We start from the raw sequence: 20,638 nt of genomic DNA on the forward strand, positions 1-20,638 counted from the left end.
TTAGGAAGATACAACACATTGCCCATATAGAGCCCAAAACGGGGAAACCCGTTGGCCACGGCCCAAAAAAAGCCCCGGCCGTTTCCGGTCGGGGCTTGTTTCGTGCTGCGCAGCCTGGGCTTACAGCGTCCGTTTTACTTCCTTCTCGTCGAAGCCCTCGATGATGTCGCCTTCGCGCAGATCATCAAAGCCTTTCAGCGAGATACCGCATTCGTAGCCTTGGCGTACTTCCGAGACGTCGTCCTTGAAGCGTTTCAGGGCCAGGATGTTGCCGGTGTGCTGCACGATACCGTCGCGCACCAGACGCACCTTGGTGTTGCGGGTGATGGTGCCGTCCGTCACCATACAGCCGGCAATGGTGCCGACTTTGGTGATGTTGAACACCTGGCGTACCTCGATGGTAGCCACCGTAACTTCCTGCACCGTCGGGGCGAGCATGCCTTCCATGGCGTCCTTCACCTCGTTGATGGCGTTGTAGATGATCGAGTAAAGGCGGATGTCAATCTGCTCCTGCTCGGCCAGCTTCCGCGCGCTGAGCGACGGACGCACCTGGAAGCCAATGATGATGGCGTCGGAGGCCGAAGCCAGCAGCACGTCCGATTCGGAAATGGCGCCCACCCCTTTGGAAAGGATGTTCACGGCCACTTCGCCGGTCGAGAGCTTGAGCAGCGAGTCCGACAGGGCTTCCACCGAGCCGTCCACGTCGCCTTTCACGATGATGTTCAGTTCTTTGAACGAACCGATAGCCAGACGACGACCAATCTCGTCGAGCGTGATGTGCTTCTTGGTGCGCATCGACTGCTTGCGCTGCAGCTGCAGACGCTGGGTGGCAATTTCGCGGGCTTCGCGCTCCGTTTCCATAACCACGATTTTGTCGCCGGCCTGCGGGGCCCCCTGCAAACCGAGCAGCTGCACCGGGGTCGAGGGCCCGGCCGTCTTCATCTTCTTGCCGCGGTGGTCCGTCATGGCCTTTACGCGGCCGTAGTGCGGACCGGCCAGCACAATGTCGCCGACTTCCAGCGTACCCGTCTGCACCAGGATGGTCGTCACGTAGCCGCGGCCCTTGTCGAGCGAGGCTTCGATAACGGCACCCACGGCTTTGCGGTCGGGGTTGGCTTTCAGCTCCAGCAGTTCGGCTTCGAGGAGCACTTTTTCCAGCAGATCATCGATGCCGGCACCGGTTTTGGCCGATACTTCCTGCGACTGGTACTTACCGCCCCATTCTTCCACCAGGATGTTGATAGCCGACAGTTCCTCGCGGACTTTGTCGGGGTTGGCACCCGGCTTATCGATTTTGTTGAGGGCAATAACAATCGGCACACCAGCAGCTTGCGCGTGGTTGATGGCTTCCTTGGTCTGCGGCATCACCGAGTCGTCGGCCGCCACCACGATGATGGCAATGTCGGTAATCTTGGCACCGCGGGCACGCATGGCGGTAAACGCTTCGTGACCCGGGGTATCGAGGAAGGTGACTTTGCGGCCCGAAGCCGTTTTCACCTCGTAAGCCCCGATGTGCTGGGTGATACCGCCGGCTTCGCCCTTGGCTACCTGCGCGTTGCGGATGTAGTCCAGCAGCGAGGTCTTGCCGTGGTCGACGTGACCCATGATGGTCACAATCGGGGCGCGGTCCTGCAGGGCTTCCGGGTCATCTTCTTCCACCACGGCCACGTCCTGCTCGTCTTCTGCCGAGAGGAATTCCACGTCGTAGCCAAACTCGTCGGCAATGACGGTAATGGCTTCGGCGTCGAGGCGCTGGTTGATGGACACGAACATGCCCATGTTCAGGCAGACCTTGATAACCTCGTTCACCGACACGTTCATCAGCGAAGCCAAGTCGTTGGCCGAGATGAACTCGGTCAGCTTCAGGGTCTTCGAGGCCAGCTCGCTTTGCTGACGGGCCAGCTCGGTAGCCTCGGCAATACCAGCGCGCTTGTCGCGACGGTATTTGGCGCGGTTCTGCTGGTTGCCGCCGCGGCCGCCGCTCAGGCGGGCCAGCGTAGCCTTGATCTGGTCCTGGATCTGCTTATCGTTCTGCTCGGGCGAAGCGGGCTGACCGGTACCCTGGCCGGGACGCTGACCACCGCCGGGGCGGTTGCCACCGGGCCCACCGGGACGGTTGCCCTGACCGGGGCCGCCGGGACGGTTGCCACCCGGACCACCGCCGGGGCGGTTGCCCATGTAGCCAGTTCCGGTAGGACGGTTGTCGGGTTGCCCCTGGCCTTGCCCACCACCTTGCTGGCCCTGACCGGGCACGGCAATGCGGGCGCGCTTTTTCTTGTCGCCAATGCCGGCCTTGCGTACGTCCGAAGACGCCACCGGGCGGGCACCGCGGCCACCGCCACGACGCGAAGCATCCACCGGCAGCTCGATCTTGCCGAGTACCGTCAGACCCTTCAGCTGCTCGCCGCGGGCTACGATGGTGCCCTGGTCGCCTTCGCCACCGGCAGCCGGGGCTTCCGGGGCCGCAGGAGCGGCCGGGGCAGCGGGCGTAGCGGGTGCCGTAGCTACCGGAGCAGCCGGCTTGGCTTCAGCCGCGGGGGCGGCCTGCGGCGCCGGGGTCGGCGCCGGAGCGGGGGCTGCGGGCGCCGCCGGACGAGCCTCGGCTACGGGAGCCGGAGTCGGGGCGGGAGCGTGGGCCGGGGTAGGCGCCGGAGCGGGCGCGGGTTGCGCGGGCTTTTCGGCTACCGGGGCCGGAGCAGCCACCGGAGCGGGAGCTGGCGTCGGTGCAGGCGCGGGGGCCGGGGCAGCGGGCTTGGCTTCCGCGACGGGAGCTGGCGCGGGAGCCGGAGTAGCCACCGGAGCCGGCGTCGGCGCGGGGGCCGGCTGGGCCGGGCGCGGCGGCACCGGACGCCCCTTGGCGTCCAGCTCGATCTTGCCTAATACTTTCAGGCCCGGTACCGGGCGGCCGTTGTCGGCCGGCGGGGTGGGGGCTTGGGGCGCGGCCGGCTGAGCCGGGGCCTGCGCTACGGGAGCCGGGGCCGGCTGCGGGGCAGCAGGCTTGGCGGGCTCCACGGGTTTGGGAGCGGGGGCCGGGGCGGCGGCTTTCGCCGCGGCTTCTTTGGCCTGAGCGGCTTGCTCTAGCTCGGTGTGGCGTAAGGTCTGGCCGCGCCGGGCGGCTTCGGCCTTGTCCTGGGCCGACGAAGCAAACTCCTTGTTCAGCAACGCAACCTGATCGGCCGAGAGCTTCGTGGTGGGTTTATTTTCAACAGAAATTCCCTTCGCCGCGAGAAAATCCACAATTGTGTGGGTCCCGACGTTCAGGTCCGTGGCCGCTTGTTTCAGTCGTTTGCTTGCTGCTTCCGCCATTCTTGGGTTGCGCTCGATACTCGTAGTTGGGTGCAAAAGTACGATTTAATTATTGCCAAACGGCGGAAAACCCACCTATTCAGGCAGGTCTTCCGCCGGACTGTGCCCGAGCGGCTCCGGCCCTTACGTACAGGGCCGGGCCGCGGGTTACTCTTTCTCCTCGGTCGATTCGTCCGTTGCGGGCTCTGCAGCGGGCGTTTCGGCCTCGTCTTCGCCGTCGAATTCGGCCTGGATGACGCGGAAAACTTCCTCCACGTTTTCTTCTTCCAGCTCGGTGCGGCGCACGATGTCGGCTTTATTGACAGCCAAAACCGCACGGCCCGTATCGAGGCCGATTTTCTTCAGCTCGTCGATGATCCACTGCTCGATTTCGTCGCTGAATTCTTCCAGCGTGATATCCTCTTCGTAGGAATCGGCTTCGCGGAAGACGTCGATTTCCATGCCTACGAGGCGGGAGGCCAGTTTGATGTTGGCGCCGCCCCGGCCGATGGCCAGTGAAACCTGGTCCGGCTTTAAGAACACCGAAACCCGCCCGGTTTGTTCATTTATTTTCATCGTGCTGATGCGGGCCGGCGACAACGCACGCTGAATGTACAGCTCCAGGTTGTCGGTGTAGTTGATGATATCGATGTTCTCGTTCTCCAACTCGCGCACGACGGCGTGGATGCGGCTGCCCTTCATGCCCACGCAGGCACCCACCGGGTCGATACGGTCGTCGTAGCTTTCCACGGCCACTTTGGCCCGCTCGCCCGGCTCGCGCACGATGTTTTTGATGGTGATAAGGCCGTCGGCAATTTCCGGGACTTCCTGCTCCATCAGGCGCTCCAGGAAAGCCGGGGCGGCGCGGGACAGGATGATCTTGGGGGCACCGTTCAGCACGTCGACGCGGTGCACGACGGCGCGGATGGTGTCGCCCTTGCGGTAACGGTCTTTGGGAATCTGCTCGGGCTTGGGCAGGCTCAGCTCGTTTTCTTCCTGGTCGAGCACGAGGGTTTCGCGGCCCCACACCTGGTAGACTTCGCCGGCAATAATTTCGCCGACCATGTCTTTGTATTTCTGGTACAGGTTGTCGCGCTCCAGGTCCTTCACGCGCTGAATCAGCGTCTGGCGGGCCATGAGCACGGCGCGGCGGCCGAAATCCTCCAGCTTCACCTGCTCCGATACTTCCTCGCCCACCTCGAAGTCCGGCTCGATCTTCTGGGCGTCGGACAGCGGAATTTTGTCGTGGTCCCAGATATCCTCTGACTCGTCGTCCACGATTTCGCGGTTGCGCCAGATTTCCAGGTCACCGTTATCGGGGTTGATGATGACGTCGAAGTTGGAGTCGTCGTCGAACTTCTTCCGGATCATGGTGCGGAACACCTCCTCCAGGATGCTCATCATCGTGGGGCGGTCGATGTTCTTGAACTTGGCAAACTCCGAGAATGACTCGATGAGGTTGAGGGTGTTCATTGAATGAGATGGTTAAATTGCTAAACTGTTAAATTGTTGATTGTTAAATGGTTGTTCTGTGTTTTCTGGGCGAAAAGCCAGCCATTTAGCAATTTGACAATTCAACAATCACCTTATTTAAACGAAATGACCACGCGGGCTTCGCTGATGTCGGCGAAGGGGAACAGGGCGGTGGGCAAGGTTTTCTTCTTGTTTTTCTCTTTCACCACTTCCGTGAGCATAAGGCCCTCGGGCGTGGTTTCTTCCAGCGTGCCTTCCAGTTCGCGGCCGTCGGCCAGCTTCAGGGCTAGGGTGCGGCCGGCGTGGCGGGCATATTGGCGCGGGTCGGTCAGGGGCTGGTCGGCACCGGGAGTGGTGACTTCCAGGTTGTAGGCCGCTTCTTCGCCGTAAGCTTCGTCGATCTGCCGGATCAGGCGGCGGGTGGTGCTGCTCAGCTCGTCGATACCGATGCCGTCTTCGCCATCGATGGTGGCGGTGATTTTGGGCCGGGCGGCGGTGTTGCTCACCGTCAGGCTCACCACGAAGTACTCGGGGCCCGGCAGGCTGGCGTCCAGCATCTGCTGAATGCGGTTGCGGTCGAAACTCATGGGCAAGGCAGGTGGGTGGGAAAAGAAAGAGGGGACTGACGTCCCCTCTCGTGATACTGAAGTAAGTGCGGCAAAGATACAACATTGCCCGGCCCAGTGCAAGCCCCGACCTTTAGCGCACGATTTCCAGCCAGCCCTTCGCGGTGCGGCCATCGGCAAACTGCAGCCGGTAGTAGTAGACGCCGGCAGGCAGGGTGCCGCCGCCCCAGTCGTTGGCGTAGGCGGCCGATTCGTACACCGAGTTGCCCCAGCGCGAGAAGACCTGCAGGCGCGGCGGGCACCCGCGCGTGACGTCAAACACGTCGTTGAGCTGGTCGTTGTTGGGCGTGATGATGTTGGGCACGGGCCGGGGCGCCAGCACCTCTACGGACGGCACCGACTGCATGACGGCGCAGCGCCCGCCGTTGTAGCGCACCGTGACGGTGGGCTGAAACTGCCGGGCGTGGTGGTACACGTGCTCCGGCGCGAGGCCGGTGGCGGAGGTACTGTCGCCGAAGTCCCAACGAACGTCGGCGGCGGCCAGCGCGGGGCTGCTGCTCAGGCTGAAGCGTACGCGCAGCGGGGCTTCGCGGTCCTGGGGGCACTGCACGCGCGCCCAGGCAGCAGTGACGACGGGTGCCGCCGCCGGGCTCACGCGCCGCGTGGCCGAGGCGGTGCAGGCGCCCACCGTAACCGTGTAGGTCAGGGTGACGGCGGCACTGAAGCCCGGCGGGGGCGTAAACAGCCCGCCGGACGTGATGCCAGGGCCGCTCCAGGTGCCGCCGGCCGGGGTGCCCCGCAGCTGCACGGCCTGAGTGCTGCCCGCGCAGAGCAGCGTATCGGGGTCGGGGCGCACGTTGGGGGGCGTCGAGATGCTGACCTGCCGGGTGGCCAGCACGGTGCAGCCGTGCTGGCTGTAGCTGTAGGTGAGCGTGTGCGTGCCCACGCCGGCCAGGCCCACCGAAAACGTGGAATCCCGTACGCCGGGGCCGCTGAACACGCCACCCGCCGGGGTGCCGTGCAGCGCGAAAACCGGCGGGGGCGTGGCATTCAGGCAAAACGCGCTCTGGGGCAGCGCCGCCAACGTGACCGTGGGCGGGGGCGTGACGGTCATCAGCAAGTCGTCCTGGCTGGAGCACTGGCTCTGGCCGGGGGCGAGGTAGGCGTAGGTGAGCCGCTGCGCCCCCAGCAGCGCCAGGCTGGGCGTGAAGAAAAAGCCCGTGGCCACCGAGCCGCTGACGCCCGGCCCCGACCACACCCCGCCGAAGGGCGTGCCGCCGAGGCGCAGCGGCGCGGCCGTGGCGCAGAGGGTCTGGTCGAGGCCGGCCGCGGCGGTGCTGATTTCAAAGCTGAACTTCAGCGCCGCGTTGTTGCAATAGGTATTGGCTCCCAGGGTGGGGCTGTAGCTGCCCGCGCCCGGCGGGACCGGCCAGCGCCCGTTGCCGCAGGAGCACACGGCCTGGTAAATCACGCCGCGCGGGTCGAAGCGCGAGGTGCCGCCGTCGACGTGGTCACCCACGAACGGGTCGTAGGAGCCGTAGTAAGTGGCGTATTCGAGGACCTGCGCGAGGGGTGAGAGGGCCAGCAGGTAAAAGTCGCCGCCGTCGGTGGTGCGCTGCGCGGCATTGGCCGATACGGGCAGGCCGAAGGTGGTGCCGTTGGTGCCGAGCGGCGGGAAATGGTTGTTCAGCTCGCCGCCCCAGCCGCTGACGTAAATCCGGTCGCACTGGTCCACCAGAAAGGCGGTGGGCGAAATGTCGATGGTGCTGCGGCCCGAGCCGAACACGGTGGAGAAGCCGGTGGTCTGCAGGTTGGCGTCGAGCTGGTGGATGAACTGGTGGCTGCCGGGGTTGACGTAGCGGCCCGCCGTGACGGGGTAGCTGCCCAGGCTCTGGCCCAGCAGGTACACGTCGCCGTCGGTGTCGAGCTGCACGAAGTAGGCCTGGTCGTAGCTGTTGGTGCCCACGTAGCTGCCGCGCTCCAGGGCGCCGCCCGCCCCGATGCGCACCACGAAGCCATCGGCCGAGCCGCCGCGGGCGGTGGCGTGCAGGGGCGTGCCGGGCGTGGGAAAATCGAGGCTGGTGGTGCCGCCGCACACAAACAAGGCGCCGGTGGGCCCGAGCTGCAGCGAATACGCCGCATCGGCGCCCGCGCCGCCCAGAAAGCTGCTCCAGAGCAGGCTGGTCAGGCCGGGGTTGAGTTTGCACACCACCGCGTCAGAGTTGTTGCGGTAGGTGGTCTGGAAGCCGCCCGGCACCGGAAAGTTGCCCGAGGAGGTGTTGGAAGCCAGATACACGTTGTCGGCCGCGTCCACGATGATGTCGCCGCGAAACGGGTCGCCGTAGTTGTGCACCAGCGGGCTGGCCGTGCTCTGCGGGTCCAGAATGCCGTCGTTGCCGCTGCCGCCGAGGTAAGTCGAGCCCAGCAGGGCCGAGCCGCTGGCGTTGAAGCGCGTCACCACGATATCAGTGCCCGCCGGAATCAGGTAGCCCTGGCCGTAGGAATACGGGTCGACGGCGGTGCCGAGGTTGAAGCTGCGGTCGTAGGCACCCGCGGTGGTGGGGTAGTCCAGCGACGACGAGGTGCCGAGCACCAGCAGCTCGCCCTGGTTGTTGACCACCATGCTCTCGGGGTAATCGGCCCGGGAGCCGCCGAGGTAAGTGGCCCATACGCGGGCGGCCGGGCCGGTGGCGGCGGTGTTGTACTTGATGATGGCAATATCGAGTGAGTCGGCGGGGCGCACGCGGAAGGCGCCGGGCGAAGCCGGGTAGCCCACCCCGAAAATGATGCCGCCGGAGTACAGGTTGCCCTGCTGGTCGTAGGTGGCCGTGAAGCCCCAGTTGTCCTTGCGCGAGCCGGTGTAGGTGGAAAACACCACGGTCGGGTCGATGGTTAGCGGGCGCCGCTGGTCGTAGCGGCCGAGGCGGAAATGGACGTCCCGGCCCTGCAGCACGTAGCGGCAGGCCACGGCTTGGCGCTGGCCGCGGGCGTCGAGCTGCCAGGCCTGCGGAGCCAGCTCGGTGATGGTGCCCACGCCGGTCTGAATCAGCAGGGAGCCATCGGGGCGCAGGTGCAGCTGGTCGGCCCCGGCGTAGTGCAGGCCGATCAGGGCGGCGTCGGCCCCGGCGGCCAGCTCGAAGTCGTATTCCAGCTGCTCCTGGGCGTTTTCGTAAAGGCGCGCGTCGATGCCGGGCCAGAGCCGGCGGTAGCGCAGCTGGCGGTAGCCGGGTACCTGGCTGGCCCAGCGGCGCGGGTTGTTGCCGCGGAAGTAGTTGCGCACCTCGCCGGTGGGCGCGGCGGGCTCCAGTGCCGCCGGGGCCGCCCCGATAAACTGCAGCTGTACGGCGTGCCCGCGCAGCTGGGCGGGCAGCGGCGGCCGCTCGGTGGCGCCGCCAGCCGGGTGCCGGTGCGGCTCCAGGGGCTCGGTCAGCACGTACGTCAGGCCCCGGGCTTCGGCGTAGAGCTGCCCGCCGGGCACGGCGGCCGAGTAGCGCACCGCCGCGGCCCACTGCCCGCGGTTTTCGATGAATTCCAGGTGGGTGGGCGGCCCTTCGACGGCGCGCGCCGGGGCGTGAAAGACCGATAAGCCAAGCAGCAGGAGCAGTAACCGACGCAACACAAACGGTAGAAAATGACAGACCACCGAATGTAGCACATTCGGTGGTCTGTCGGGCAGGGGCGGCGCCTGGTTAGCGGCGGATTTCCAGCCAGCCCTTGGCCGTGCGGCCTTCCGCGTCGGCCAGGTGGTAATAATAGATGCCGTCGGGCAGCTTGTCGCCGCCGTTGCCCCTCACCCCGCCGGCCCAGTCGTTTTGGTAGTTCTGGGTTTCGTACACCAGGTTGCCCCAGCGCGAGAAGACCTTGATGGCGACCGGCAGGCAGCTCAGGCGCTGCTCAAACGTGTCGTTCTGTCCGTCGCCGTTCGGGGTGATGATGTTCGGAATAAACGGGCTGCCGACGTACACCGGGGCGAAGCGCGTGGTCGAGGAGCAGGAGGAGTTGTAGCGGGCCGTGAACCGGACCTGGTATTTCCCCGGCTTGGCGTACACGTGCGTCGGAAACTGCTCGGTGCTCTGCACCACGTCGTCCCGCTCCGCGTCGCCGAAATTCCACTCGTAGCTGCTGGCGTAGAGCAGGTCGTGGTTGAAGGTGTGCGTAAACGGCGCCAGGCCGGTGTAAGAGGGCAGGTCTTCGCCGGGGCGGGGCTTCAGCGGGCAGGTGGGCAGGTCGAACACCTGGTTGGTGCGGTCTTCGGGCACCAGCATCACGCGCAGCTGGGCCGCGTTCAGGCAGCCGGTGGTGGCGCGGTAGGTGTAAGTGAGCATCACCGGGCCGCTGCTGCCGGGCACCGGGGTATACTGGCCGTCGGGCGTGCAGCCGGGGCCGCTCCAGGTGCCGCCCAGGGGGGAGCCCTGCAGGCGGTAGCCGCCGCGCTGGAAGGAGCACAGGGCCGTGTCGCGGCCGGCCACCACCACGGGCAGGTTGTTGACCAGGATGCGCTGCGTGGCCGAGCCGCACTGCAGCGCGGGCAGGTCGTAGCGCACGGTATGGGTGCCCGGGCCCGCCGCCCGCGGGCTGAACTGGTCGCCGGTGACGCCCGGGCCGCTCCAGGTGCCCCCGCTCACGGTGGCCGTCAGGCGAATGGGGGCTTCGTCGAGGCAGATCTGCGGGGGCAGGGCAAACGTGACCGGCGTAATGGGCAGCACCGTCATGTTCAGGGTGCTGGTGGTGACGCAGGTGCCGGTGCTGGCGACGGTGTACGTCAGCGGGTGCACGCCCACGGCGGCCGGGCCGGGCGCGAAGGTGTAGCCCGCCGCCGCCGAGCCCGTCACGCCGGTGCCCGCCCAGGTGCCGCCCGCTGGCGAGCCGCCCAGGCGCAGCGGAGCCGCGTCCACGCAGATGCTCTGGTTGGGGCCGGCCACCGCCACGTTCATGCCGAAGTCAATCTTGAAGGCGGCGTTGTTGCAGTTCGAGGCCCCGTTGCTGGCGGAGTAGGCGCCGGCCCCGGGCGGAATCGGGAAGCTCGACGAGCCGCCGCAGCCCCCGCACACGGCCTGGTACACGAAGCCGCGGCGGTCGAAGCGCGAGGTGCCGCCGTCGACGTGCTCCTCGTTGCTGCCGCCGAAGTAAGTAGCGTATTCCAGCGAGGCGGCGTAGGGCGCCAGCTGCATCAGGTAGAAGTCGTTGCCGTCGGTGGTGCGCTGAATGGCGTTGCTGGTCACGGGCAGGCCGCGGGTGTCCTCGTTGCCGTAGCTGCCGCCGTTGATGTCGCCGCCCCAGCCGCAGATGTAAATCCGCTCGCACTGATCCACCAGGAAGGCCGTGGGCGAAATGTCGGGGTTGCTGCGGCCGGTGCCGAAGGCCGTGCTCAGCACCGCGCTGCTCAGGTCGGGCGCCAGCTTGTTGATAAACTGCCGGCCGTTGGCGTTGGCGTACACGTTGCCCACGATGGGCCACTGGCCGCGCGTCTGGCCCAGGGCGTACACCCCGCCCTGCCCGTCGAGCTGCAGAAAATACACCTCGTCGTGCTGGCCGGTGCCCAGGTAGCTCACGCGCCGGGCCTGGTAGCCGCTGCCCGCGCTGGGCGAGAGCCGGGCAATGTAGCCGTCGACGCCGCCGAACAGGCTGGCCTGGTAGGCGCCGGTGGTGGGGCCCAGGTCGGTGCTGGTGGTGCCGCCGCCGATGTAAATGTCGCGGGCCGCGTTGATCTGAATGGAGTAGGCCGCATCGGCACCCGCGCCGCCGAAGTAGCTGGAAAAGGTGAGGGCGCTGAGCGTGGGCGAGAGGCGGGCCACCACCGCGTCGTAGAGGCCGCCGCGGTGGCTGGTCTGCACCGCCCCCACCAGCGGAAAGTTGGTCGACGCGGTGCTGCTGGCAATGTACACGTTGTCGTCGCTGTCCACGGTGATGTCGCCGCGGAACTGGTCGCCGTAGTTGTGCACCAGCTGGTTAAACGAGCCGGTGGTCGTCAGCAGGCCGTCGTTGCCGGTGCCGCCCAGGAAGGTCGAGCCCACCAGGCCCGCGCCGTTGCCGCTCAGGCGCGTCACCACGATGTCGGAGCCGGCGGTGTAGCTGATGCCGCTCAGCGGCACGAAGCCCGGCCCGCCCTCGAAGTGCTGGTCGAAGCCGTTGCCCGTCACGGGGTAAGTGGGGGAGGAGGTCGTGCCCAGAATCAGCAGGTCGCCCTGGCTGTTCACCACCAGGCTGTGGGGCACATCGGCGCCGGCGCCGCCGATATAGGTGGCCCACAGGCGCGAGGCGCTGCCGCTGACGGCGGTGTTGTACTTGATGATGGCCATGTCGACCACGCCGCCAAAGGAGGTGTCGAAGGCGCCCGGGCTGGTGGGGTAGCCGGTGGCGAAGGTGATGCCGCCGGAGTACATGTTGCCTTGCTGGTCGTAGGTGGCCGTGAAGCCCCAGTTATCGGCCGTCGAGCCCGTAAACGAGGAAAAAACCACGGTCGGGTCGATGGTCAGCGGACGCAGGTGGTCGTAGCGGCCCAGCTCGAAGCGCACCTCGCGGCCCTGCAGCACGTAGCGGCAGCTCACCGGCTGCTGCCGGCCATTGGCGTCGAGCTGCCAAGCCTGCGGGGCCAGCTCCGTGACGGTGCCCACCGAGGTGCCTACCTCCAGCACGCCGTCGGGGCGCAGGCGCAGCTGGTCGGCCCCGTCGTAGCGCAGGCGGATGCGGCCGGCGTCGGCCCGGGCGGCCAGCTCAAAGTCGTATTCCAGCTGGCCCTGGCGGTTTTCGTAGAGGTGCGCGTCGATGCCGGCCCACAGGCCCTGGTAGCGCAGCTCGCGGTAGCCGCCCACGCCCGAAGTCCAGCGCTTGGCGTCGTTGCCGAGCAGGTAGTTGCGCACCTCGCCGGTGGGCAGGGTGGGCTGCAGGACGGCGCCGCTGCGGGCCCCCACGAAGCGCATGCTGTAGGCGTGGCCGTGCAGCTTGTCGGCGGCGGCGGCGCCTTCCTTGCCGTGGCGGTGGTGGGCCGCCAGCTGCTGCGGGTCGACGAAGGAATAGGTCAGGCCCGCGGCTTCCACGAACAGGCGGCCGGCGGGCAGCGGGGCGGCGTAGCGGACGCGGCTGTCCCACTGGCCTTTGTTCTCGATGAACTCCAGGCTGCGGGTGGGCGGCTCGCTGCGGGCCTGCGCCAGGGTGGGGAGGGTCAACAGGCTGAGCAGCACCGCCGCCCGGCCAAGGATAGAGAGAAACATGGGACGGTAATCGTGTATCACCCCGAAGGTACAACGAAACCAGCGCGTTCGTGCCCGGCTCACCCGATCGTGTGATTGGCGTCGAAATGCGTCGTAGGTTTGCGGCTTCACGGTTTGGTTGGTATCCGGTGCGTCGTTCATTTGCATTCAAGCTCACGCTGCTCACGCTGGCCTGGCTCGTTCTGGCCATAGGGTGCATGCAAGTGCCGACAAGGTTGCTTTGGCCCGCCGCTTTTGGGGCCCTCACGCTGCCCGCGGCCCTGGCCGCGAATGGTGGGTGGCTGATTTACTGGCTGATGCGCCGCTGGCCGGTGGCCCTGCTGCCGCTGGCCGCGCTGCTGCTCGGCTGGCCGCACCTGCAGCGCGGGCTGGCCCTGCACCTGCCCGCGGCCCCGCCGCCCGCCGATTCGGTGTCGGTGCGCGTGATTAGCGCCAACGTGCGGATTTTCAACGTGTACCCCCAGCTGCGCGACCCGGACCTGGCCTCCACCAAGACCATGATTCGCTACCTGGCCGACAGCCCGGCCGACGTGCTCTGCCTGCAGGAGTTCTACACCGAGCCCCGGCCCACGCAGGACGGCACCGTGTTCAACACGGAGCGGCAGCTCGGCAAAATGAGTGAGCGGCGGGCGTTTGTGTCGACCACGCTCACCAACCGCGTCGGCGCCAAGTTCGGGCTGGCCATCTTTTCGCGCTTTCCCATCGTGCGCCGCGGCGTCATTCAGTTCGGGCGCCTCACCCAGAACCACGCCATGTGGGCCGACCTGCGCCTGCCCCAGGGCGACACGGTGCGCGTGTTCAACGCCCACCTGCAGAGCATGAGCATGGCCGAGCAGGACATCGTGGACAGCTACAGCAGCAAGGCGGGCTTCAAGGCCAAGAGCATTGGGCTGCTGCGGCGCTTCAAGCGCGGCATGGTGCAGCGCAGCGTGCAGGTCGATACGCTGGTCGGGCGCATCGAGCGCAGCCCCTATCCGGTGCTGCTCTGCGCCGACCTGAACGATTTGCCCTACAGCTACAGCTACGACCAGCTGGCCGACCACCTGCAGAACGCCTGGGCTACGGTGGGCCTGGGCGTGGGCGCCACCTACAACGGCAAGCTGCCCCTGCTGCGCATCGACCAGCAGTTTGCCGGCCCGCAGTTCCGGGTGCTGGGCTGCCGCGTGCGCCGCGACATGCCGTATTCCGACCACTTTCCGGTGGAAGCGGAGTATCGATTGAGATGAGTAAAAGCGCACATGCGTAGAGCGTAGAGTAGAAAGGTTGCCCGCGAGCAAACATCCTGCCTATCTACCCGCTTACTGGTCTTCATCTACTCCCCCGACTCACTACCTTTGCCCCATGCAACACCCACTGTCGCTCCACAACACGCTTACGCGCAAGAAAGAACCGTTTGTCCCCGTGCACGCCCCCTTCGTGGGCGTGTACCTCTGCGGCCCGACGGTGTACAGCGAAGCGCACGTGGGCAACGCCCGCGGCCCGGTGGTGTTCGACGTGCTGACGCGCTACCTGCGCCAGTTGGGCTACTCGGTGCGCTACGTGCGCAACATCACCGATGTGGGCCACCTCGTGGGTGATGCCGACGAGGGCGAAGACAAAATCAGCAAGATGGCCCGGGCCCAGAAGCTGGAGCCCATGCAGGTGGCCCAGGACTACGCCAACCGCTACCGCCGCCACATGGAGGCCCTGGGCTGCCTGCCGCCCGACATCGAGCCGCTGGCCACCGGCCACATCATCGAGCAGATTCAGATGATCGAGGAAATCATCCAGAACGGCTTCGCCTACGAGGTCAACGGCTCGGTGTACTTCGACGTGCCCCGCTACAACGAGGCCGGCAACGGCTACGGCAAGCTCTCGGGCCGGGTGCCGGAGGAACTGCTCAGCGGCTCCCGCGACAACCTCGCCGGCCAGGACGAAAAGCGCAGCCCCCTGGACTTCGCGCTCTGGAAAAAGGCCGATGAGCGGCACCTGATGCGCTGGCCCTCGCCCTGGGGCGAAGGATTTCCCGGCTGGCACCTGGAATGCTCGGCCATGAGCCGCAAGTACCTCGGGCAGGTGTCCGACATCCACGGCGGTGGGCTGGATTTGATGTTTCCGCACCACGAGTGCGAAATAGCCCAGAGCCAGGCCAGCCACTCGCACACCGACGAGGCGCGGGTGTGGCTGCACAACAACATGATTACGGTGAACGGGCAGAAGATGAGCAAGTCGTTCGGCAACTTCATCACCATGTCGGAGCTGTTCGAAGGCCGCCACGCCTCCCTCTCGCAGGCCTACTCGCCCATGGTGGTGCGCTTTTTCCTGCTCCAGGCCCACTACCGCAGCACCGTCGACTTCAGCGACGAGGGCCTGAAGGCCGCCAGCAAGGGCTACCGCAAGCTGATGAACGGCCTGCGGCAGATCGAGCGGCTGCAGCTGCCCGAGGGCACCGAGCGCGCCGCCGATACCGCCGCGGCCGACGCGGAGCTGCGCAAGCTGGTGCAGGATTGCTACGCGGGCCTCAACGACGACCTGAACACGGCCCGCGCCGTGGCGGCGCTGTTCAACCTGCTGCGCAAGTTCAACGGCTACTACAACCAGCCCGCCACGCTGGCCCAGGCAAGCGAAGCCGCCCTGCAGGAAGCCACCGCCGCCTACCGCACGCTGGTGGTCGACATTCTGGGCCTGCGCGACGAGCCCCGGGCCAACGCCGAGGAACTGCTGGGCCTCACGCTGCAGTTCTACGCCGAAGCCAAGTCGGCCAAGGACTACGCCAAAGTGGACACCATCCGGGCCGCGCTCAAGGAGCAGGGCATCCTGGTGAAAGACACCAAGGCCGGCGTCGACTGGGCCTACGAAGAATAGTTAGTAGCGCGAACGTTCAGTTCGCGTATCGTTGCCGGCGTCCGCCTCAAACCTGCGGCCGTCGGCAACAACCATCGTTCAACGATACGCGAACTGAACATTCGCGCTACATTCCCCCAATGACCCGCAACTCCCTGCGCCTGCTGTGGCGCCCCGCCGCTTTGCTTGCCGCCACGGTGCTGCTCACGGCCTGCCCCGATAAGAAAACCACCACCGAAACCGCCGATGCCCCGGCCTCGACGGAAGATGCCCTGCGCAAGGCCCCGGCCTTCAACGCCGATTCGGCCTACCAGTTTACGGCCAAGCAGGTGAGCTTCGGGCCGCGGGTGCCCAACTCGGCCGCCCACGTGCAGTGCGGTGACTGGCTGGTGGCCCGCTTCAAGGCCCTGGGCCTGCAGGTGCAGGAGCAGCCCTTCACGGCCATGGCCTTCGACGGCAAGCAGCTGCGCGGGCGCAACATCATTGCCCGCTTTGCCCCGCAGGCGGCCCGCCGGGTGGCCCTGTTCGCGCACTGGGATACCCGCCCCTTCGCCGATAAGGACAAAGCCAAGCCCAACGCCCCGCTCGACGGGGCCAACGACGGCGCCTCGGGCGTGGCCGTGGCCCTGGAAATTGCCCGGCAGCTGGCCGCCCAGCCCGATTCGCTCACGCCCGCCGTCGGCGTCGACATCATCCTGTTCGACGCCGAAGACTACGGCTACGACTCCTCGACGCAGGCCAACCTGGAAAACAAGCTGGCCGGCGCGGGCGTGGAAAGCTGGTGCCTGGGCTCCCAGCACTGGGCCAAAAACCTGGTGCCTGCCGGCTACAAGGCCGAATACGGCATCCTGTTCGACATGGTGGGGGCCAAGGGCGCCCGGTTTTCGCGTGAGGAGCTGAGCCGGCAGCAGGCCAACGACGTGGTGGGCAAGCTCTGGTACAACGCCGGCCGCCTGGGCTACTCCGACTACTTCATTGCCCAGGATATGCCCGGCATCACCGACGACCACGTGTTCACCAACCAGGCCGGCGTGCGCACCGTCGACCTGATTGACCACGTGCCCTACGGCGACGAATTTTTCCCGGCCTACCACCACACCACCCAGGACAACATGAGCATCATCGACCGCAACACCCTGAAAGCGGTGGGCCAGACGGTGCTGCAGACCTTGTACCAGGAGTAGCACGCGACAGACCGCAAAGCCCCGGCTGCGCCCGCAGCCGGGGCTTTTTGCGTTATTGCGGCCTTATTCATGGTTCAGGTCACTCGTTGTATTCTATGTCGCTTCGTTGCCTCTGGCTGCTGCCCGCGCTAGTTCTATTCGCTACGGCCCGGCCCCTGCGGGCGCAGCCCACCAAGTTTTTGTCGCCGGTGGTGGGTGCTTCGGCCATGTTTCAGCAAAAGGTCAGCCTGCGGGCCTACGCGGGCAAGCCCTGCCGGCTGTCGGCGCGCATGCGGGTGGATACCGCGCAGGTGGACGGGGGCAATGCCCGCATCGGGCTGCTGATGTTCGATGCGAAAAAGCGCATCTTGGGCGGGCTGAACATGGGCAACAAGCCCGTGCGCAGCGCGGCCTGGCAAACCTATACCGTGCAGGGGCAGCTGGCCAAGCAGGTGGATACGGTGGCGGTGGTGGGCATCCAGTACCTCAACGGCACGTTCGAGTACGACGACTTCGTGCTGGAAGTGGAAGCGCAGCCGGGCCAGTGGCAGCGCGTGGAGCTGCGCAACGCCGGCTTCGAGCAAAGCGCCCCCGGCCCCGCTGCCGGCCTGCCCACAATCGGCTGGAAGCCGATAACGCGCATGGTGGGCTTCGGCTACGAAGTGGCGGAAACGGCGCCCGGCCAGCGAATTCTGCAGGTGACGGGCCGCGGCATCGTGCGCTACGGCCGCAATGCCCGCGCCGGCCACTACGCCACCGTCAACGGCGTGAAGCTCTACTACGAAACCTACGGGCAGGGCGAGCCGCTGCTGCTGCTGCACGGCAACGGCGAATCCATTCAGTCCTTTGCCAACCAGATCGGGGCTCTGGCCGAGCATTACCGCGTTATTGCCGTCGACACGCGCGGGCACGGGCAATCGGGCAACGAAAAGCGGGCCTACACCTACGACCTGTTTGCCGACGACATGCGCGCCCTGCTCGACACGCTCCGGCTGCCCGCGGCCCACGTGGTCGGCTGGAGCGACGGGGGCAATACCGGCCTGAGCCTGGCCACGCGCTACCCCACGCGGGTGCTGAGCCTGGTGACGATGGGCGCCAACCTGTACTGCGACAAAACCGCCGTGGAGGCCAAAACCCTGCGCGAAGTGCGGCTGATTCACGCCGCGGGCCTGGTGCTCGGCCCGTTTAAGCCCAACTTCCGGCGGGCGCGGCGGCTGAGCACCCTGCTGCTGAAGTACCCGCAGATGCGGCCGGCGCAGCTCAGCGCCGTGCAGGCGCCCGCGCTGGTGCTGGCCGGCGAAAAGGACGTCATCTTGGAGCCCCACTCGCGGCTGATTGCCAGCAACATCAAGGGCAGCCAGCTGCATATCTTCCCCGGCCTCACGCACTACGCCCCGCAGGAAGACCGCACGCGGTTCAACGAAGTGGTGCTGGCCTTTCTGCAGCAGCTGCCGCCGGCCGGTGGCAAGGCGCGCCGCGCCGAATAGCAGGAGCGGCTAGTAGGAGCGGGCGCGGCATAACCAGTACCCCGGCCAAACGCGTACCTTAAGCCCGCAACCGACCTGCTGCCTGCCAATGAAGCATCTATTCCTGCTCCTGAGCCTGCTGGCCGGGCTGATTCGCCCCACGGCGGCGCAGATCGATACCACCGGCGGGCAGTTCCACCAGCCGCTTTACCCGGTGCCCAGCGTCACCGCGGGCGTGGCCTACGGCAGCGCGCCCAACTCCGGCGGCACCACGCTGCCGCTGCTGATGGACATCTACCAGCCCGTCGGGGCCCCGGCCGCGCCGCGGCCGCTCATCATCCTGGTCCACGGCGGCGCCTTCCTGGGCGGCAGCCGCACCGATTACGACGTGCAGGAGCTGTGCCGGCGCTTCGCCCGCCTGGGCTACGTCACGGCCAGCATCGACTACCGCCTGGAGTCGTTTTTCACCTTCAGCGGCTCGCGGGCCGTGGTCAACGCCGTGCACGACCTGCGGGCGGCGGTGCGGTTTTTCCGGCAGGACGCGGCCACTGCCAACCAGTACAACATCAACCCGCTCTACATCTTCGCGGGTGGCTCGTCGGCCGGCGCCATTACGGCCGTGCACGCGGCCTACCTGGACAAAGACGCCGAGCTGGCCGCGCTGAACGCGCCGGGCGTGGCCCCGGGGCTGGAAGGCAGCAGCGGCAACCCCGGCTACAGCAGCGCCATCGGGGCGGGCATCAACCTCTGCGGCGCCATCGGCAACCTGAGCTGGCTGGAAGCCGGCGACGAGCCGCTGGTGAGCGTGCACGGCACCACCGACGGCATCGTGCCCTACGGCACCGGCCCGACGTTTACCGGCGACGTGGTCAATGGCAGCGGCGCCATCCAGCCCCGGGCCGCCGCGGTGGGCGTGCCCAACACGCTGCGCACCTTCCGCGGCGCTGGTCACGTGCCCTACAACGGTACCAGCGCCGCCCAGCTGGCCTACATGGATACCACCTTCCGGACCGTGCGCGACTTTCTGCGGCCCCTGCTGGTGGCTGCGGCGCCCTTGCCGGTGCGCCTGACCAGCTTTACCGCCGAGCGGCAGGATGCCGGGGTGCTGTTGCGCTGGCAAACGGCCCAGGAGGAAAACAGCGCCGGCTACGCGGTGGAAGTCTCAGCCGACGGCCGCAGCTTCCGCCACCTGGGTTTCGTGGCCAGCCGGGCGCCCTATTCCACCACTCCCACCAGCTACCGGTTCGTGGACCGGGAAGCGGGCGGGCCGGGGCTGCGCTACTACCGCCTGCGCCAGCTCGATCTGGACGGCAAAGAAGCCTTTTACGGTCCGCAGGTGCTGCGCTTCGGCGCCGAGGCGCCGCTGGCCGTGTATCCCAATCCCGTCAGCGGCCCGACGGCTACCGCGCTGGTGGCATCCACCGGAGGGGGCGTGCTGGAGCTGCGCGACGCGCTGGGGCGGCTCGTCAGCCGGCAGACGCTACCAGCCGCGGCCGGCCCGTCGCAGCGCGTTGCTTTGCCGGAGCTGGCCAGCCGTCCGCCGGGCGTGTATCACCTGCTGCTGCGCGATGCGGCCGGCGCGGTGCAGCAGGTGCGGCTGCTGAAGCAGTAAGCCGTGGCCGCTGACCCCGATCAAGCACGCAGGCGCTACTCGTACGCCAGCGCCGTGCCGGCCGCGTCGACCACCAGCCGGGCCCGGCGCCCGCAGATCAGGGCCAGGTTGGCCGGCTCGTGCCCGACGGGGAAGCCGTAGGCCACCGGGAACTGGTACTTGCGGGCGTACGTGTCGATGATTTCGTAGCAGCTCAGGCCGAAGGGAATGGCGTTGTCCTGCGGGTTGGTGAAGTGGCCCACGATAAGCCCGGCCAGGTCGCGCAGCTTGCCGGCGCGGTCCAGGTGCACCATCATCCGGTCGACGCTGTAGAGGTATTCCTCGATGTCTTCCAGGAACAGGATGCGGCCGGCGGTGCTCACGTCGGAGGGCGTGCCGCTGAGCGTCTGCAGCAGGCTGAGGTTGCCGCCCACCAGTTCGCCCGCGGCCGCGCCGGGGCGGTTGAGCGGGTGCGCCGGCACCGCGTAGCTGATGGCTTCGCCGAACAGAGCCCGGCGCAGGCTCTCCACCGCGTCGGCGCCGCCGGGCTGGGCAAAGATGAAGGGCATCACGCCGTGAATGCTCTCGTGGCCGAGGCGCAGCAGGTGGCAGTTCAGGGTGGTGATATCCGAGAAGCCGGCCACCCACTTCGGGTCTTGAGCGAAGCGCGAAAAGTCAACCAGATCGATGATGCGCGGGGTGCCGTAGCCGCCGCGCGCCACCAGGATGGCGCGAATGGCCGGGTCGTCGAGCTGGCGCTGCAAGTCGCGGGCCCGCAGCGCGTCGTCGCCGCCGAACTGGTGGTGCGCGGCCGCCACCGATTCGCCCAGCACCACGCGCAGGCCCCAGCTTTCCAGGATTTCAACGGCGGGCAGCAGCTCCTCGCGCGATACTTTGCGGGCGGTGCAAATGATGGCAACCTGGTCGCCGGGGCGCAGGGAAGGGGGCGTAGTGGGCATGAGCGGGCAGAATGTGGGTGCAAACCTACACCGAAGCCGGCAGTCAGCGGCGCCTTGGTCGGGCCCGCCGTGTGGAATGCGGGCGCGGCGCGCATCTTCCG

General features: G+C 67.1%; 11 protein-coding genes. 5 read left to right on the forward strand and 6 right to left on the reverse strand.

Annotation, left to right across the window (positions count from 1 at the left end; all coding sequences use genetic code 11):
• Positions 1-120: 120 nt before the first annotated feature.
• From infB to DLM85_RS10220, 5 genes are all read right to left on the reverse strand, one after another.
• Positions 121-3,306, reverse strand: a complete 3,186-nt coding sequence (gene infB / locus DLM85_RS10200) for a translation initiation factor IF-2 (RefSeq protein ID WP_111477995.1) — start codon at positions 3,304-3,306, stop codon at positions 121-123.
• A 147-nt stretch (positions 3,307-3,453) separates the two neighbouring features.
• The gene (gene nusA, locus DLM85_RS10205; RefSeq protein WP_111477996.1) at positions 3,454-4,758 is read right to left on the reverse strand and encodes a transcription termination factor NusA; all 1,305 of its coding nucleotides are present in this window, start codon (positions 4,756-4,758) and stop codon (positions 3,454-3,456) included.
• A 113-nt stretch (positions 4,759-4,871) separates the two neighbouring features.
• Positions 4,872-5,345 (reverse strand): ribosome maturation factor RimP, encoded by a 474-nt coding sequence (locus DLM85_RS10210; RefSeq protein ID WP_243635917.1) that lies wholly within the window; start codon positions 5,343-5,345, stop codon positions 4,872-4,874.
• A 112-nt stretch (positions 5,346-5,457) separates the two neighbouring features.
• On the reverse strand, positions 5,458-8,943 hold the full coding sequence (locus DLM85_RS10215; protein ID WP_133257003.1) for a DUF7948 domain-containing protein: 3,486 nt from the start codon (positions 8,941-8,943) through the stop codon (positions 5,458-5,460).
• A gap of 70 nt (positions 8,944-9,013) precedes the next feature.
• Positions 9,014-12,535 (reverse strand): DUF7948 domain-containing protein, encoded by a 3,522-nt coding sequence (locus DLM85_RS10220; protein WP_165822094.1) that lies wholly within the window; start codon positions 12,533-12,535, stop codon positions 9,014-9,016.
• A gap of 128 nt (positions 12,536-12,663) precedes the next feature.
• Between DLM85_RS10220 and DLM85_RS10225 the strand changes: the two genes are divergently transcribed.
• The 5 genes from DLM85_RS10225 (at position 12,664) to DLM85_RS10245 (ending at position 19,599) form a co-directional block, all read left to right on the forward strand.
• Positions 12,664-13,761 (forward strand): endonuclease/exonuclease/phosphatase family protein, encoded by a 1,098-nt coding sequence (locus tag DLM85_RS10225; protein WP_133257005.1) that lies wholly within the window; start codon positions 12,664-12,666, stop codon positions 13,759-13,761.
• 115 nt (positions 13,762-13,876) lie between these two features.
• Positions 13,877-15,379 (forward strand): cysteine--tRNA ligase, encoded by a 1,503-nt coding sequence (gene cysS, locus DLM85_RS10230; RefSeq protein WP_111478000.1) that lies wholly within the window; start codon positions 13,877-13,879, stop codon positions 15,377-15,379.
• Between the two features lie 119 nt (positions 15,380-15,498).
• Positions 15,499-16,542, forward strand: a complete 1,044-nt coding sequence (locus DLM85_RS10235) for a M28 family peptidase (protein ID WP_165822095.1) — start codon at positions 15,499-15,501, stop codon at positions 16,540-16,542.
• A gap of 95 nt (positions 16,543-16,637) precedes the next feature.
• Positions 16,638-18,008, forward strand: a complete 1,371-nt coding sequence (locus DLM85_RS10240; protein WP_111478001.1) for an alpha/beta fold hydrolase — start codon at positions 16,638-16,640, stop codon at positions 18,006-18,008.
• Positions 18,009-18,096: 88 nt separating this feature from the next.
• Complete coding sequence (locus DLM85_RS10245) at positions 18,097-19,599, forward strand: alpha/beta hydrolase fold domain-containing protein (RefSeq protein ID WP_111478002.1); 1,503 nt, start codon at positions 18,097-18,099, stop codon at positions 19,597-19,599.
• Positions 19,600-19,634: 35 nt separating this feature from the next.
• On the opposite strand, the gene DLM85_RS10250 is transcribed toward DLM85_RS10245, so the two are convergent.
• Positions 19,635-20,537 (reverse strand): S66 peptidase family protein, encoded by a 903-nt coding sequence (locus DLM85_RS10250; protein ID WP_111478003.1) that lies wholly within the window; start codon positions 20,535-20,537, stop codon positions 19,635-19,637.
• Between the last annotated feature and the right edge of the window lie 101 nt (positions 20,538-20,638).

This window comes from Hymenobacter edaphi (assembly GCF_003258365.1).
Classification (GTDB): domain Bacteria; phylum Bacteroidota; class Bacteroidia; order Cytophagales; family Hymenobacteraceae; genus Solirubrum; species Solirubrum edaphi.

What these genes read in the sequence shown, in the direction of transcription:
- DLM85_RS10240 (WP_111478001.1), top strand. Translation starts at nt 16,638, where the DNA reads ATGTCGCTTCGTTGCCTCTGGCTGCTGCCCGCGCTAGTTCTATTCGCT.
- DLM85_RS10250 (WP_111478003.1), bottom strand. Translation starts at nt 20,537, where the DNA reads ATGCCCACTACGCCCCCTTCCCTGCGCCCCGGCGACCAGGTTGCCATC.
- DLM85_RS10210 (WP_243635917.1), bottom strand. Translation starts at nt 5,345, where the DNA reads ATGAGTTTCGACCGCAACCGCATTCAGCAGATGCTGGACGCCAGCCTG.
- cysS (WP_111478000.1), top strand. Translation starts at nt 13,877, where the DNA reads ATGCAACACCCACTGTCGCTCCACAACACGCTTACGCGCAAGAAAGAA.
- infB (WP_111477995.1), bottom strand. Translation starts at nt 3,306, where the DNA reads ATGGCGGAAGCAGCAAGCAAACGACTGAAACAAGCGGCCACGGACCTG.
- DLM85_RS10220 (WP_165822094.1), bottom strand. Translation starts at nt 12,535, where the DNA reads ATGTTTCTCTCTATCCTTGGCCGGGCGGCGGTGCTGCTCAGCCTGTTG.
- DLM85_RS10235 (WP_165822095.1), top strand. Translation starts at nt 15,499, where the DNA reads ATGACCCGCAACTCCCTGCGCCTGCTGTGGCGCCCCGCCGCTTTGCTT.
- DLM85_RS10245 (WP_111478002.1), top strand. Translation starts at nt 18,097, where the DNA reads ATGAAGCATCTATTCCTGCTCCTGAGCCTGCTGGCCGGGCTGATTCGC.
- nusA (WP_111477996.1), bottom strand. Translation starts at nt 4,758, where the DNA reads ATGAACACCCTCAACCTCATCGAGTCATTCTCGGAGTTTGCCAAGTTC.